This is a genomic window from Mesorhizobium sp. CA12 (genome assembly GCF_020165255.1).
Classification (GTDB): domain Bacteria; phylum Pseudomonadota; class Alphaproteobacteria; order Rhizobiales; family Rhizobiaceae; genus Mesorhizobium.
Window position 1 is genome coordinate 350,240 of the sequence record NZ_JAIUHT010000002.1, and the last position, 14,568, is coordinate 364,807.

The window sequence follows — 14,568 nt, forward strand, 5'->3', positions numbered from 1 at the left end:
GTGCTTTTCGCTGGTTTATGACAATGATCTGTGGTTGTAGCGCTTGGCCGTCGGGCAAAAGGCCCCGGTTTTGCGCGTGTTTGAAGGAGTGTGCGAAAAAATGGCGAACGAAAACTGGCCCGTTTACGGTGAAATCACCGGCCCTGTCGTGATGATCGGCTTCGGCTCGATCGGACGGGGAACGCTGCCGCTGATCGAGCGCCATTTCAAGTTCGACAAGTCGCGCATGACGGTCATCGACCCGCGCGACACCGACCGCAAGCTGCTCGACGAGCGCGGCATTGCCTTCATGCAGGACGCGGTGACCGAGAAGAATTACAAGAAGCTGCTGACGCCGCTTCTGACCAATGGCGGCGGCCAGGGCTTTTGCGTCAACCTGTCGGTCGACACCGGCTCGGTGGACCTGATGAAATTGTGCCGCAAGCTCGGCGTGCTCTACATCGACACCGTCGTCGAGCCGTGGCTCGGCTTCTATTTCGACACCGAGGCCGATAATGCCAGCCGCACCAACTATGCGCTGCGCGAGGCGATGATCAAGGAAAAGCAAGACAAGCCGGGCGGCCCGACGGCGGTCTCCACTTGCGGCGCCAATCCCGGCATGGTCTCGTGGTTCGTCAAGAAGGCGCTGGTCAACCTCGCCACCGATCTTGGTCTCGAGTTTTCCGAGCCCGCGCAGGAAGACCGCGAGGCCTGGGCCAGGCTTATGAAGAAGGCCGGCGTCAAGGGCATCCATATCGCCGAGCGCGACACCCAGCGCACGAAGAAGCCGAAGCCGATGAACGTGTTCTGGAACACCTGGTCGGTCGAAGGCTTCATCTCGGAGGGCCTGCAGCCGGCCGAGCTCGGCTGGGGCACGCATGAAAACTGGATGCCTAAGAACGGCAAGAAGCACAAGCACGGCTCCAAAGCGGCGATCTATCTGGAACAGCCCGGCGCCAACACGCGCGTGCGCAGCTGGTGCCCGACGCCCGGCGCGCAATACGGCCTGCTGGTGACGCATAACGAGTCGATCTCGATCGCCGACTTCTTCACCGTGCGCTCGAAAAAGGGCAAGGTCCAGTATCGCCCGACCTGCCACTACGCCTACCATCCTTGCAACGACGCCATGCTGTCGCTGGACGAGATGTTCGGCGCCGCCGGCAAGTCGCAGCCCGTCCACCACGTGCTCGACGAGAACGAATTGGTCGACGGCGTCGACGAGCTCGGCGTGCTGCTCTACGGCCACGACAAGAACGCCTACTGGTATGGCTCGCAGCTGTCGCTGGCCGAGGCGCGCAAGCTCGCCCCCTACCAGAACGCAACCGGCCTGCAGGTGACCTCGGCTGTGCTCGCCGGCATGGTCTGGGCGCTGGAGAACCCGACCGCCGGCATCGTCGAGGCCGACGAGATGGACTACCGGCGCTGCCTCGAAGTGCAACTTCCCTATCTCGGGCCGGTCAGGGGCTACTACACCGACTGGACGCCGCTGGATAACCGGCCGGGTCTCTTCCCCGAGGACCTGGACAAGGACGACCCGTGGCAGTTCCGCAACATTCTGGTCCGATAGCAGCCGGACCTACCGGAGCAATTCGAGGAAAAGTGTGAAACGGTTTTCCGTCCGGATTTGCGTGAAAACAAGGGGATAGAGCGGTTCGCTGTTTCCGCGAAACGGTGGAGACGCTCTCCCTCTGCGCCTTGCAATCGCCCGGAAATCGGGCGATTGAGTATCGGCGGACTGAGGAGAGGATTTTCAAAATGACCATTGCGCGCAAACTGCTTTCGGCAGGCGCCGCGGCAAGCCTTCTGGCTGCGGCCGCCTGCACCACCACCGGCCCCGCGGACCAGCCTTCGATGGCGGCGCCGAAGGGCGTCGAGGGCAACTGGATCGACGCCAAGGGCACCGGCCTGTCGACCTTCGCGGCGGGCAGCTTCACCACCGTCGCCACCGACACCGGCCAGAAGCTGTCGGAAGGCAGCTACACCATGACCGGAGCGACCTCGGTCGAGATCCACGGCACCTCGCTGATCCGCCAGACGCCGGTCAGCTTCAACTGCCTGATGGTCTCCATCAGCCAACTCAATTGCACCAGCGCCAGCGGCCAGAATTTCGTGCTGACGCGCCGAGCTTGAGCGTTCGCAAATCGTCAGCCGACAGGGCCGGCGGCGCAAGCCGCCGTCCTTTTTTGTGCCGGCAAACATCTCCCTGATTTGTGCTTGCATCGACCGGAACCCGATGTGAACATGACCGGAGCTGACTGTTATTTTCCAGTCAAGCGAGGGCGCTAAGCATATTCCAAGTCAGCTTATCCGGGAGACGAAGATGAAGAAGATTGCCGCGATCCTAGCCCTGTCGGCCTCGGCGCTCGGCCTGTCGGCAGGCGCGTCTTTTGCCGACTACACGCTGAACATCCTGCATTTCAACGATTGGCACAGCCGCATCGAAGGCAACAACAAATACGAGTCGACCTGCTCCGCCGATGAAGAGACCAAGGGCGAATGCATCGGCGGCGCCGGCCGGCTGATCACGGCGATCGCTCAGGAGCGCAAGAAGCTCGAAGGCCAGAACCTGCTGCTGCTCAATGCCGGCGACAGCTTCCAGGGATCGCTGTTCTACATCACCTACAAGGGTGCGGCGGAAGAGGAATTCCTCAATCAGATCAAGCCCGACGCGGTAACGCTCGGCAACCACGAGTTCGACGACGGCGAGACCGCGCTGGTTCCCTATCTCGACAAGGCGAAATTCCCGATCGTCAGCGCCAATGTCGTGCCCAACGACAAGTCCGGCGCCAAGGACAAGATCAAGCCTTCGATCGTCGTCGAGGTCGGTGGCCAGAAGATCGGCATCGTCGGCGCCGTCACCAACGACACGCCGGAACTCGCCTCGCCCGGCCCGAACATCGCCATCGCCGACGATGTCAAGTCTGTCACGGCCGAGGTCGAGAAGCTCAAGGCACAAGGCATCAACAAGATCATCGCGGTCACCCATATCGGCTACAGGCGCGAGCGCGAAGTCATAGCGAAAATCCCGGGTGTCGACGTGGTGGTCGGCGGCCACAGCCACACCCTTCTGTCGAACACCGATCCGAAGGCCGAGGGACCGTACCCGACGATGGTCGACAACCCCGACGGTTACAAGGTGCCGGTGGTGCAGGCGGCGTCCTATTCGAAATATCTCGGCGAGTTCAAGGTCGTGTTCGACGACAACGGCGTCGTCAAGGAGGCGAGCGGCGCGCCGATCTATCTCGACAAGTCGATCACCCCCGATCCCGCCGTTCTTGCCCGCATCAAGGAGCTCGGCGCACCGATCGAGGCGCTGAAGAACAAGGAGGTGGCCGAGACCACCAAGGCCATCGACGGCAGCCGCGAGAATTGCCGCGCGCGCGAATGCGAGATGGGCAATCTCGTCTCCGACGCCATTCTCGAGCGCACCAAGGGCCAGGGCGTCGAAATCGTCATCTCGAATGGCGGCGGCCTGCGCGCCTCGATCGACCAGGGCACGGTGACTATGGGCGAGGTGCTGAATGTGCTGCCCTTCCAGAACACGCTGGCCACTTTCAAGATCTCGGGCAAGGACCTGGTTGCGGGCCTTGAAAACGGCCTCAGCCAGATCGAGGACGGCGCCGGCCGCTTCCCGCAGGTTGCCGGCATCAAATATTCCTTCGACAGATCCGTCGCGCCCAATGCCGGCCGCGTCAAATCGGTCGAGGTGATGGAGAACGGCGCCTGGACGCCGATCAGCCCGGACAAGCAGTACCTCGTCGCCACCAACAACTACGTCCGCCAGGGCGGCGACGGCTACAAGGTTTTCGCCGACAAGGCGACCGACGCCTATGACTACGGCCCCGGCCTGGAGCAAGTGGTGGCCGACTACCTCGGCGCCCACCGTCCCTACACGCCGAAGCTCGACGGCCGCATCACCGAGATTGCGGCAACGACGGCGGCGGCCGAGCCGGCCAAGCCTGCGGAACCGGCGAAGCCTGCCGAGACCGCCCCCGCCACCCAGGCGCCTGCGAACGGGGCAGCAAAACCAGCCGAGACGTCGCCGGCAAGCGGCGAGCCCGCCATGCCCGCTCCGCCTTCCGGTTCCAGCGACATAGCTGGCACGCCGCCGGCGGTTTCTACTGAAACCGCGCCCGCGGCGCCGGCCGCGGAACCGGCAAAGCCCGCCGAGACCGCCCCGGCAACGCCTCCTCCCGCAGCCGAGCCGGCCAAGCCGGCGCAGGCAACGCAGGCCGAAGCGAAACCGGCCGAGACCAGCCACACCATCGCCGCCGGCGATACCTATTGGGACTTGGCCAAGAAAGCCTACGGCGACTCAACCAAGTGGAAGCTCATCTCCGAAGCCAACAAGGATTATAAGCCGCGGCGCCTGCCGCTCGGCGCGACGCTGACCATCCCGCCGGCCGCGAAGTAACCGGTCATCCGGAAAGCATGGCACCCGCTCGGGCAACCGGGCGGGTGTTCCTTTTTGAGGTCCTGACGCGATAAGGTGCGGCCAGACGCAGCATTGAAAACCGGCAGGGCATCGCTAGGTTCCGCGGCGCTACCGGAGACTGTTGATGACCGTTGCCGACCCCACCGATGCCAAAGCCGCAAAGGCCGTCGGCCTGCCGCCAGCGCATGCCGCGCCGGTCAGGCCGGGCAAGATCGGCATCATGCTGGTCAATCTCGGCACGCCCGACGGCACAGACTTCAGGCCGATGTGGCGCTACCTGCGCGAATTCCTCTCCGATCCGCGCGTCATCGAGCTCAACAAGGCGATCTGGTATCCGATCCTGTATGGACTGGTGCTGACGACCCGGCCGAAAAAATCCGGCGCCAACTACGCCCGTATCTGGAACCGGGAGATGAACGAGTCGCCGCTGCGCACTTTCACCCGCGCTCAAGGTCAGAAGCTGGCCGCCGCACTTACCGATCTGCCCGATGTGGTGGTCGACTGGGCGATGCGCTACGGCAATCCCTCGACGGCAAGCGTCACTCAGAAGCTGGTCGACCAGGGCTGCGATCGCATCCTCACCTTCCCGCTCTATCCCCAATATTCGGCGACGACGACGGCGACCGCCAACGACCAGCTGTTTCGCGCGCTGATGAAGATCAGGCGCGCGCCGGCGATCCGCAGCGTGCCGCCCTATTATGACGAACCGGTCTATATCGACGCGCTTGCGCGTTCGATCGAGCAGCACCTGGCGACCCTCGATTTCGTGCCGGAGGTGGTGATCGCCTCCTATCACGGCATCCCCAAGCCCTATTCCGACAAGGGCGATCCCTACGGGACGCATTGCCTGGAGACCACGCGGCTGCTGCGGGCAAGGCTCGGCTGGGACGAGAACAAGCTCATCACCACCTTCCAGTCGCGTTTCGGCGCGCAGGAATGGCTGCAGCCTTACACCGATGTCACCGTCGAGCAATTGGCCAAGGACGGCGTGAAATCGATCGCCATCGTCAATCCGGGCTTCTCCGTCGACTGCATCGAGACGCTGGACGAGATCGGCCGCGAGGCCGCCGAAACCTTCCATCACGCCGGCGGCGAGAATTTTGCGCACATCCCCTGCCTCAACGACAGCGCCGAGGGCATGGCGGTCATCGAAGCGCTGGCGCGGCGCGAGCTTTCCGGCTGGGTGTGACCGGCTTCACCGACAGGCTTGAAACCGGTGCGCAAAAGCCTTCGCTAACCAATATTCCCGATCACCTGATTGTAACGCTGCGGAAACACACTTAAGTGATTCCGTGAGGTCGCCGCCTTTTGAGGGAGAAACGAAATGGGCTTCAGCGGTTTCGATATTGCCATCATTGTTCTTGTCTTCCTGGTCATCATCCTTCTTTTCAAAGGCATCAAGACGGTGCCGCAAGGTTATAATTACACGGTGGAACGCTTCGGCCGGTACACCAAGACGCTGACGCCTGGCCTGAACATCATCAACCCCATCTTCGAGCGCGTCGGCGCCAAGATGAATATGATGGAGCAGGTGCTCGACGTGCCGACGCAGGAGATCATCACCCGCGACAACGCCATCGTCGGTGTCGACGGCATCGCCTTCTACCAGATCCTCAATGCCGCGCAGGCCGCTTATCAGGTGGCCGGGCTGCAGAACGCCATTCTCAACCTGACCATGACCAACATCCGCACCGTCATGGGCTCGATGGACCTCGACGAATTGCTGTCCAATCGCGACGCCATCAACGAGCGCCTGTTGCGCGTCGTCGACGAGGCGGCGCATCCGTGGGGCATCAAGATCACCCGCGTCGAGATCAAGGACATCAATCCGCCGGCCAATCTGATCGAATCTATGGGCCGCCAGATGACGGCCGAGCGCAACAAGCGCGCCCATATCCTGGCCGCCGAAGGCCTCAAGCAGTCGCAGATCCTCGAGGCCGAGGGCCGCAGGGAAGCAGCCTTCCGCGACGCCGAGGCGCGCGAGCGCTCGGCCGAAGCGGAGGCCAAGGCGACGCAGGTCGTGTCGGAAGCCATCGCCAAGGGCGACGTGCAGGCGCTCAACTACTTCATCGCCCAGAAATATACCGAGGCGTTGACCAGGATCGGCTCGGCCACGAACAGCAAGGTGGTGCTGATGCCGCTTGAAGCCTCGTCGCTGATCGGAACGCTCGGCGGCATCGGCGAGATCGCCAAGGAAGTTTTCAGGAGTGAAGGTACGGCCGGCGCGCAGCGGCAGGCCGCACGCCCGCCGCTGGTTCGGCCGAACGAAACCTGAGATCATAGGAGGCTGCTCCCATGTTCGACCGTATCGTTTCCGAACTCGGCCCGTGGAACTGGATGGTTCTGGGCTTCGTGCTCCTGGTGATGGAGATCGTCGCGCCGGGCGTCTTCATGCTGTGGATCGGCATCGCCGCGCTCATCGTCGGCGCCGTGTCGCTGGCGATATGGGACGCCGCTTTCTGGACCTGGCAGGTGCAGGTGCTGGCGTTCCTGATCCTGTCGCTGATCTCGGCTTTCGTCGGCAAGAAACTGATGGCCGGCCGCCACGACGACGCCGACCAGCCGCTGCTCAACCGCCGCGGCGCGCAGATGGTGGGCAAGCTGGCGACGCTGGCCGAGCCGATCAAGGACGGCCGCGGCCGCATCAAGCTCGGCGACACGCTGTGGCGCGTTTCCGGTCCTGACCTCCCTGCCGGCACGCAAGTGCGCGTTGTCGGCGCCGCCGACACCGACCTGGAGCTGACGGTCGAGGCGGCTTGAACCGAGACAGGTATCGGACGGGCTGAGACTAAGGCAATTCCTGGAAAAGTGCGTGACTAGGCTGCGCCAATGCGCAGCAGGTCGTGGAAGTGAACTACGCCCACCGGCATTTTGTCTTTGGTCACGACCAGTGCGCCGATATTGTGCTCGTTGAGCATGGCGATCGCCGTGCCCGCCAGCGTCTGCGGATCGATCGTCTTGGGCGTGCGGGTCATGACCTCATCGACGGTCACGTCGGCCAGATTGCGATGCAGATTGCGTGCAACGTCGCCGTCGGTCACGATCCCGACCAGTTTGCCGCTCGCATCGACAATGCAGACGCACCCGACTTTCTTCTGCGACAGCGTCATCACCGCTTCCGGCATCTTGGTGCCGAGCAGGGCGAGCGGCACCTGATCGCCGGTCCGCATGATCTCCGACACCAGGGTCAGGTTGGCGCCAAGCTGCCCGCCGGGGTGCAAGGTTCGGAAGTGATCCGGCGTGAAGCCCCGCGCTTCGAGCAGAGCGATGGCCAACGCGTCGCCCAGTACGAGTTGGAGAAGCGTCGATGTCGTCGGAGCCAGCCCGTGCGGACAAGCCTCGGGCACGACCGGCAGCAGCAAGACCACATCGGCCGCACGCGCCAGCGCCGAGCTCTCGCCGGAAGTAATGGCGATCAGCGGGATGGAAAAACGCCTCGAATAGGCGACGATGCCCATCAATTCCTTGCTTTCGCCCGACCACGACATGGCGATGATGGCGTCGTCCTTGGCGATCATGCCGAGATCGCCGTGATTGGCCTCGGCGGGATGGACGAAAAAGGCTGGCGTGCCGGTCGAGGCAAGCGTCGCGGCGATCTTGGCGCCGATATGGCCGCTCTTGCCGACGCCGGTGACGATGACGCGGCCCTCGATCCGCGAGATCAGGTCGATCGCGGCGGCAAAAGGCTCGGTCAGCCCGTTTGCGAGCGCGGCGGCCAGGGCCGCCACGCCGGTCTGCTCCGTCGCCACCGTTCTCAGCGCCGATTCGATCACGGCCTGCCTGTCCGGCTGCTTTCTTTCTGGGGACCCCGCATGCATGGCGCAAGCGATTAGCGCTTTGCCGCGCCCCTGTCCAACGGAATTGCCTTCAACCTCCGATTGGGGGCCCAGAGGCGGGTCTCTCAACCCTCCGTTAACCATCCGCATTTACGGTTCGGTAAGTATGGCGCAACCGCGCCGCGCAAGCAGTGGTGACGATGTCCGGGGGCCAGTCTGAAACGAAAATCGGCCGAAGCGGCCTTGCCCTTGCAGCACTGCTGCTGACGGCAAGCGCGCTAGCCTTGCTGCATCCCGCGCCGGCATTCTCGCAGGAAACCGAGCTGCGCGGCGAGGTCTCCGAGTCGGCCATACTCGCCGACCAGCAGCGCAAGGCCAGGCAGTTGCGGGCGCGGGAATCGCAGGGTCAGACCCCGCCCGCCGCCGCTGCCGTCCAGGACACGGCATCGACGACCTATCAGCCGTCAAGCCCCGGCGCCGTTCCCGATGACGATCAGACGGCGGGCGCGACGGACAGCATCTTCGACCAGCCGCAGGCAACGGATGATCCATTGGCCGACACGAAGGCTCCGGTAAAACCCCGCCGACCTTCGACGGCAAAGCAGCGTGCTCAGGACGCCAAGGCCGGCGCCAAAACCGCCGACAAGAAAAAGGCCAAGAAGAAAACCGGCGAAGCGACGGACAGCACGACCACCGCCGCGACCGCCGGCACAGGCAACCGGACCGACGCCGCGGCCACCGGCGATGAAGACGGCAGCAACCGCCGTGCCGTCACCATCGACAGCGTCGACAAGCAGAAGCTGGACCCCGGTCAGGAGCGCACCGCCTCCATCGAAGGCCTGAAAGTCAAGCCGGAGGAGGATCCCTTCGCCGCGCCGGGCATCAAGGTCGGCACCTTTCTCTTCCGGCCGACGCTCGAGCAGGGCTTCACCGCGACCTCCAATGCCGATTCCAGCAGCACCGGCAAATCGGCGGTTCTGTCCGAGACGGCGCTGCGCTTCACCGCGACCTCCGACTGGCGGGAGAATTCGGCTTTGATTACCGGCTACGGCCAGTTCCGCAATACCGTCTCTGGCCAGAAGATTAACGACGCGCAGGGCCGTATCGAGGGCCAGCTCAATGTTGACCTCGACAACGAGCTGCGCGCCATCGCCAAGGTGGGCTACGAGGCCGCGCCAGAATCGGCCTCCTCGCCGGATGCGATCGCCGGTGTCACCCAACAGCCGCTGCGCCAGACCGTCGACGGCAGCGTCGGTCTCGAAAAGAGTGTCGGCAAGATGCGCTACGCGCTGACCGGCGCGGTCTCGCATGATTTCTACGGCGATGCCGAGCTCTCCGACGGCACCACCGTTTCACAGAAGGACCGCGACTCCACGCTCTACACGGCAACCTTGCGCACCGGTTACGAGATTTCGCCGGCGCTGACGCCGTTCACGGAAGTCGAGGCCGGGCGGCGCCTCTATGACCTGCGCGTCGACACCGACGGCTTCCAGCGATCCTCGACCAGGCTTGGCGCGCGCGCCGGGCTCGAGCTCGACATGGGCGAGAAGCTGTCCGGCGAATTTTCCGTCGGCTGGCTGCGCGAGGCGATCGACGACAACCGCCTTCCGGCGGTAGCGGGTCCGAGCATCGATGCCGACCTCAAATGGTCGCCCGAGCGCGGCACCACTATAGGCCTGACCGGCAAGACCAGGGTCGAAACAACCACGACGGCTAATGAGAGCGGCGATATCCTCTACTCCGGCCGTCTGACCGGCGAGCGCCAAATCCGCGCCAATCTGACGGCGAACTCGGCGCTCGGCCTCGACTGGCGCGATTACACCGGCTCCGACGGCCACGATTTGATCCTGAGCGCCGAGGCCGGGCTGACCTGGTGGTTGAACCGCTATGCCGGGGTCACCACCAGGGTAAGGACGGAGAAGCTGACCAGCAATCTGCCTGGCCGAGACTATACGACCAACAGTGTCTATCTCGGCCTGAAGGTCCAGCGCTGAAGAGCAGCAACCGCCAAGCCTATGCCGAGATTCAGGTCAGGCCGAGTCGAGAACGGTGGCTTCCGAGAACCGGAGCTGAGCGTACTCAAAGTACGCGAGCACCGGAAGCGCAGGAAACTGCCGTTCGCAGACCGGCCTCACCTGAAAATCGGCATAGGCTAAGACGCGGCGCCGCGCCGCTCTACTGGCCGCACCTCGTCCAGCAGCGTGCGAATGACGCCGGCCATGCTTCCGTTCATGTCGCTACGCCAGAGCGCGAAGGCGACATTGGCCTCGACGAAACCTTCCGGCGAGCCGCAATCGAACGTGCGCCCCTTGTAGTGGTAGCCGTAGAAGGGCTGCTCTTTCTCCAGCTTCAGCATCGCGTCGGTCAGCTGAATCTCGTTGCCGGCGCCACGCTCCTGGCTCTCCAGGATGCCGAAGATTTCCGGCTGCAGGATGTAGCGGCCGTTGATGTAAAGATTGGAGGGCGCGGTCCCCTGTTTCGGCTTCTCCACCATGCCGGTGATGCGGAAGCCGTGATGCGCGTCCTCGCCGCGGCCGACGATGCCGTATTTATGCGCTTCCGCCGGATCGCATTCCTGCACGGCGACGATATTGTTGCCGGTCTCGGCATAGAGTTCGACCATACTCCTCGTGCAGCTCTTTTCCGACTGCATGATCATGTCCGGCAGAAGCAAGGCGAACGGCTCCTCGCCGACCAGCTCGCGGGCGCACCAGACGGCGTGGCCAAGGCCCATCGGCACCTGCTGGCGCGTGAAGCTCGTCTGTCCCGGCGCCGGCTGCAGCCGCTGCAGGCGGGCGAGCTGATCGTCCTTGCCGCGCTGGGCAAGCGTGTCATAGAGCTCGAACTGTACGTCGAAATGGTCCTCGATGACCGCCTTGTTGCGTCCGGTCACGAAAATGAAATGCTCGATGCCGGCCTCGCGTGCCTCATCGACCACATATTGGATGACCGGCCGGTCGACGACGGTGAGCATTTCCTTCGGGATGGCCTTGGTGGCCGGAAGAAACCGCGTGCCGAGGCCGGCGACCGGGAAAACTGCCTTGCGAACGCGCTTCATGCTGACACCCCCTGCGTTTCAGCCAATTATCCGCTCGGCGGCACGCTCCGCAATCCCCAAACATTTCCCGACGGAAATCATTTTCACGCCGGAATGTTGGATTAAGGGCGAGCAGTGAACGTGAGAACTAAAGCCGCGACACCTCTTTTCGTTCCCCGCGGGACCTATGGTAAACCAAATGCTAACCCGGTTCGGCGTTGAATGATCTTCCTGATTTGACGAAGGAGGAAATGATGTCCGTTCGCAACACCGCGAGGCGCCTGACGGCACTGGCGACGGCCGCCGGCCTCACGCTGGCCTTGCTGATGCCCGCCGGACCCGCTTTCGCCGATGCCGGATTCCGCCAGTGGGTCTCGGATTTCCGCGCAACCGCGGTGGCGGGCGGCGTTTCGGGGGCGGTCTACGATCAGTCCATGAGAGGCATCGAGCCCGACCCGGTCGTGCTGGAAAAGGCCCGTACCCAGCCGGAATTCACCGCGCCCGCCTGGGACTATTTCGACAACCGCGTGCACGACCAGGCAGTCGCCAACGGCCAGGCGATGGCGAAGAAATGGAGGCCGTGGCTCGACCGCATCGAGGCGCGGTTCGGTGTCGACCGCAACATCCTTTTGGCCATCTGGTCGATGGAATCGAACTATGGCGAGACGCTCAAGCGCGACGACATCATGCGCAACGTCGTCCGCTCGCTGGCGACGCTTGCCTATGGCGATCCGAAGCGGTCGAAATATGCCCGCACCCAATTGATCGCGGCCTTGAAGATCCTGCAGACCGGCGACATCGATGAAAGCCATCTGATGGGCTCCTGGGCAGGCGCGATGGGCCAGACCCAATTCATCCCGACCAGCTACCAGCGCTATGCGGTCGACATGGACGGCAATGGGAAGCGCGACATCTGGAGTTCGATCCCCGACGCGCTGGCGACCTCCGCCAATCTGCTCAAGAAGAACGGCTGGCAGGCCGGCAAGACCTGGGGCTATGAGGTCTCCATACCAGCCGGCAAATTGCCCGGCGGCGCAAAGACGATCGCCCAATGGCAGGCGCTCGGCGTCGTCAGGGCCAGCGGCAAGCCGTTCAAGAACCTGACTGACAAGGCGACGTTGAAAGTGCCGGACGGCCGAGGTGGACCCGCCTTCCTGATGATCAGGAATTTCTCCGTCATCAAGGCCTACAACAACGCCGACAAATACGCTTTGGCCGTGGGCCTTCTGGCCGACGAGATCGCCGGCGGCACCGGCCTGGTGCAGGACTGGCAGCGGCCTTTCACCAAGCTCAGCTTCGAGGAACGGCAGGAACTGCAGAAGCGGCTTTCAGATCACGGCTACTATGACGGCAAGTTCGACGGCAAGATCGGCGATGGCTCGAAAGCCGCCATCATGGCCTACCAGGCCAAGGTCGGCTTGAACCAGGATGGCTATCCGAGCCTGGAAGTGCTCAAATGGCTCCGCAAGCAGTAAAGCCTGGGGAAGCGCCAGTATCCTCTCAAAGACGGCAAGGATGCTGTAGCGCTTCGGCTTGCGCATGACTTTCCCACGTCTGCCGGTCATGCGCCAAGGGATGGAGAGGTGTTTGGTTTCGGTTGCGCGTATCAGGCAGGGCATTCGCCGGGCGCCGATCCTGGTTCTCGCCCTGGCCATGCTCGTCGTCACTGCCGTCGGCGCCTTCCACGCACCGGCATTCGCGCAGGAGGAAAGCCGCGGCTGGTCGTTGCGTGACCTTCTGTTCCCGCGCCGCAGCGAACGCGTCGAGCCACCGTTCGAAATCCAGAAATCAAGGCCGAAACCGAAGAAGAAATCCAAGCCGCGCCCGCCGGCCGAGCCGGAAACGCCGATCGTCGAGAAGACGAACGACGCCCATGTCGTGCTGGTGGTCGGCGATTTTCTGGCGGGCGGGCTGGCCGAGGGCCTGGACACCGCCTTTGCCGACAATCCCGCCGTCAGGATCGTCGCCCGCGCCAACGGGTCGTCGGGCTTCGTTCGCGACGATTTCTATAACTGGCCTGTCGAGATCAAGTCGCTGATCGAGACCGAGAAGCCGTCGGCCGTGATCGTCATGCTGGGCTCCAATGACCGCCAGCAGATGCGGGTCGGCGAGGTGCGCGAGCAGCCTCGCTCGGAGAACTGGACCAAGGAATACGAGCGCCGCGCCGATGCGCTCGGCGAGGCCATCCAGGACACCAAGGTGCCGTTCCTATGGGTCGGCATGCCGGCTTTCGGTGTGTCGAAGATGAACTCGGACATGCTCGCCTTCAACGACATCTACCATTCGGTCGCCGAAAAGCATGGCGGCGAATTCGTCGACGTCTGGGACGGCTTCGTCGACGAGAACGGCGCTTTCGTCACCTCCGGCCCGGACATCAACGGCCAGCCTGTTCGCCTGCGTTCCGATGACGGCATCAACGTCACCAAGGCCGGCAAGCGCAAGCTCGCCTTCTATACGGAAAAGCCGCTGGCGAAGATCCTGGGCCTGGCGGCGCCCGGAAGCGTCACGACCGTGTCGGCGCCGGCCGGCGCTCCGGTCGAGGCGCCGAAACCGGCCGCGGCGCCCGTCATCGTCGACCGCACCGCGCCGATGCTTCTCGGCGACCCGGCGCTCGACGGCGGCACCGAGCTGCTCGGCGCCACGCAGCCGGCCAGGGCCGATCCGAACCTGCCAGGCGAAAAACTGATCGTCGAAGGCAAGGCGCCCGCCGCCTCGCCGGGCCGCGCCGACGATTTTTCGCGGCCGCCGAAGACGCAGCCGGCGACAGCAACTGTCGAGTCGGACCCCACGCCCGCCAGCCCTTAATCGACATCCATCGGATTCGTCGGGATATCCGTTAAGGAGATCGCCCTTAGATCGCCCTGCGTGAAAGGATTTCACGCCAGGCCGAACAATGGCATTGTTCTATTCCGCTGGGATTACAGGGGCGAACATGTCGGCGACGGGCTATGCCTTGCTTGGCTTCGTAACTTGGACCCTCCTCCTGCTTGTATGGATGGAGATCCTGCGCACCCATCTTGTGGTGAGTGGGCGCGTCCCGGCAAATGGCTTCACGCCGGATAACGCAGGTCTTTCGCCCTTTTTGCAGCGGCTTGCGCGAGCCCACGCCAATTGCATTGAGGGACTCCCGATATTCGGGGGCCTCATGGGCGTGGCCATGATGACTTCGCGGACGGGGATCACCGACTCCCTTGCATACTGGTTTATCGCCGCGCGGCTAATCCAGTCGGCCATTCATCTGGCGTCGACAAGTCCAAACGCGGTCAAGGCTCGATTTTCCGCGTTCGCTGTCCAGATGGCCATCGGCCTCTACTGGGCGGTAAAGCTGCTGGCCGGTTAGG

At 63.6% G+C, this 14,568-nt stretch carries 12 protein-coding genes; 10 read left to right on the forward strand and 2 right to left on the reverse strand.

What is annotated here, in order from left to right; all coding sequences use genetic code 11:
* Nucleotides 1–100: 100 nt before the first annotated feature.
* The 6 genes from LB520_RS05825 to LB520_RS05850 all read left to right on the forward strand — a co-directional run bounded on the left by LB520_RS05825 (nt 101) and on the right by LB520_RS05850 (nt 7,174).
* On the forward strand, nt 101–1,546 hold the full coding sequence (locus LB520_RS05825; protein WP_095766334.1) for a homospermidine synthase: 1,446 nt from the start codon (nt 101–103) through the stop codon (nt 1,544–1,546).
* Between the two features lie 188 nt (nt 1,547–1,734).
* Nucleotides 1,735–2,109 carry a hypothetical protein gene (locus LB520_RS05830; protein ID WP_095766333.1) on the forward strand — a complete coding sequence of 125 codons (375 nt, stop codon included), beginning with the start codon at nt 1,735–1,737 and terminating at the stop codon, nt 2,107–2,109.
* Between the two features lie 190 nt (nt 2,110–2,299).
* On the forward strand, nt 2,300–4,393 hold the full coding sequence (locus tag LB520_RS05835) for a bifunctional metallophosphatase/5'-nucleotidase (RefSeq protein ID WP_224636777.1): 2,094 nt from the start codon (nt 2,300–2,302) through the stop codon (nt 4,391–4,393).
* Nucleotides 4,394–4,538: 145 nt separating this feature from the next.
* Entirely contained in the window at nt 4,539–5,603 is a 1,065-nt protein-coding gene (hemH, locus tag LB520_RS05840; RefSeq protein WP_224636778.1) for a ferrochelatase, read from the forward strand.
* Nucleotides 5,604–5,738: 135 nt separating this feature from the next.
* Nucleotides 5,739–6,689 (forward strand): SPFH domain-containing protein, encoded by a 951-nt coding sequence (locus LB520_RS05845; RefSeq protein WP_224636780.1) that lies wholly within the window; start codon nt 5,739–5,741, stop codon nt 6,687–6,689.
* Nucleotides 6,690–6,709: 20 nt separating this feature from the next.
* Nucleotides 6,710–7,174: an NfeD family protein gene (locus tag LB520_RS05850; protein ID WP_095766329.1), complete on the forward strand. Its 465-nt coding sequence runs from the start codon at nt 6,710–6,712 to the stop codon at nt 7,172–7,174.
* A 56-nt stretch (nt 7,175–7,230) separates the two neighbouring features.
* On the opposite strand, the gene LB520_RS05855 is transcribed toward LB520_RS05850, so the two are convergent.
* The gene (locus LB520_RS05855; protein ID WP_095766328.1) at nt 7,231–8,232 is read right to left on the reverse strand and encodes an SIS domain-containing protein; all 1,002 of its coding nucleotides are present in this window, start codon (nt 8,230–8,232) and stop codon (nt 7,231–7,233) included.
* A 158-nt stretch (nt 8,233–8,390) separates the two neighbouring features.
* Here LB520_RS05855 and LB520_RS05860 point away from each other — a divergent pair, with 158 nt between their 5' ends.
* On the forward strand, nt 8,391–10,184 hold the full coding sequence (locus LB520_RS05860) for an outer membrane beta-barrel protein (RefSeq protein ID WP_224636781.1): 1,794 nt from the start codon (nt 8,391–8,393) through the stop codon (nt 10,182–10,184).
* A gap of 158 nt (nt 10,185–10,342) precedes the next feature.
* Here LB520_RS05860 and galU read toward each other — a convergent pair whose 3' ends face one another.
* The gene (galU, locus tag LB520_RS05865; RefSeq protein WP_140842140.1) at nt 10,343–11,248 is read right to left on the reverse strand and encodes a UTP--glucose-1-phosphate uridylyltransferase GalU; all 906 of its coding nucleotides are present in this window, start codon (nt 11,246–11,248) and stop codon (nt 10,343–10,345) included.
* Nucleotides 11,249–11,481: 233 nt separating this feature from the next.
* Here galU and LB520_RS05870 point away from each other — a divergent pair, with 233 nt between their 5' ends.
* The 3 genes from LB520_RS05870 (at nt 11,482) to LB520_RS05880 (ending at nt 14,567) form a co-directional block, all read left to right on the forward strand.
* On the forward strand, nt 11,482–12,702 hold the full coding sequence (locus LB520_RS05870) for a lytic murein transglycosylase (protein ID WP_224543544.1): 1,221 nt from the start codon (nt 11,482–11,484) through the stop codon (nt 12,700–12,702).
* Between the two features lie 112 nt (nt 12,703–12,814).
* Nucleotides 12,815–14,032, forward strand: a complete 1,218-nt coding sequence (locus tag LB520_RS05875) for a DUF459 domain-containing protein (RefSeq protein ID WP_224636782.1) — start codon at nt 12,815–12,817, stop codon at nt 14,030–14,032.
* 88 nt (nt 14,033–14,120) lie between these two features.
* Nucleotides 14,121–14,567 carry an MAPEG family protein gene (locus LB520_RS05880; protein WP_224636783.1) on the forward strand — a complete coding sequence of 149 codons (447 nt, stop codon included), beginning with the start codon at nt 14,121–14,123 and terminating at the stop codon, nt 14,565–14,567.
* Nucleotide 14,568: the final 1 nt, after the last annotated feature.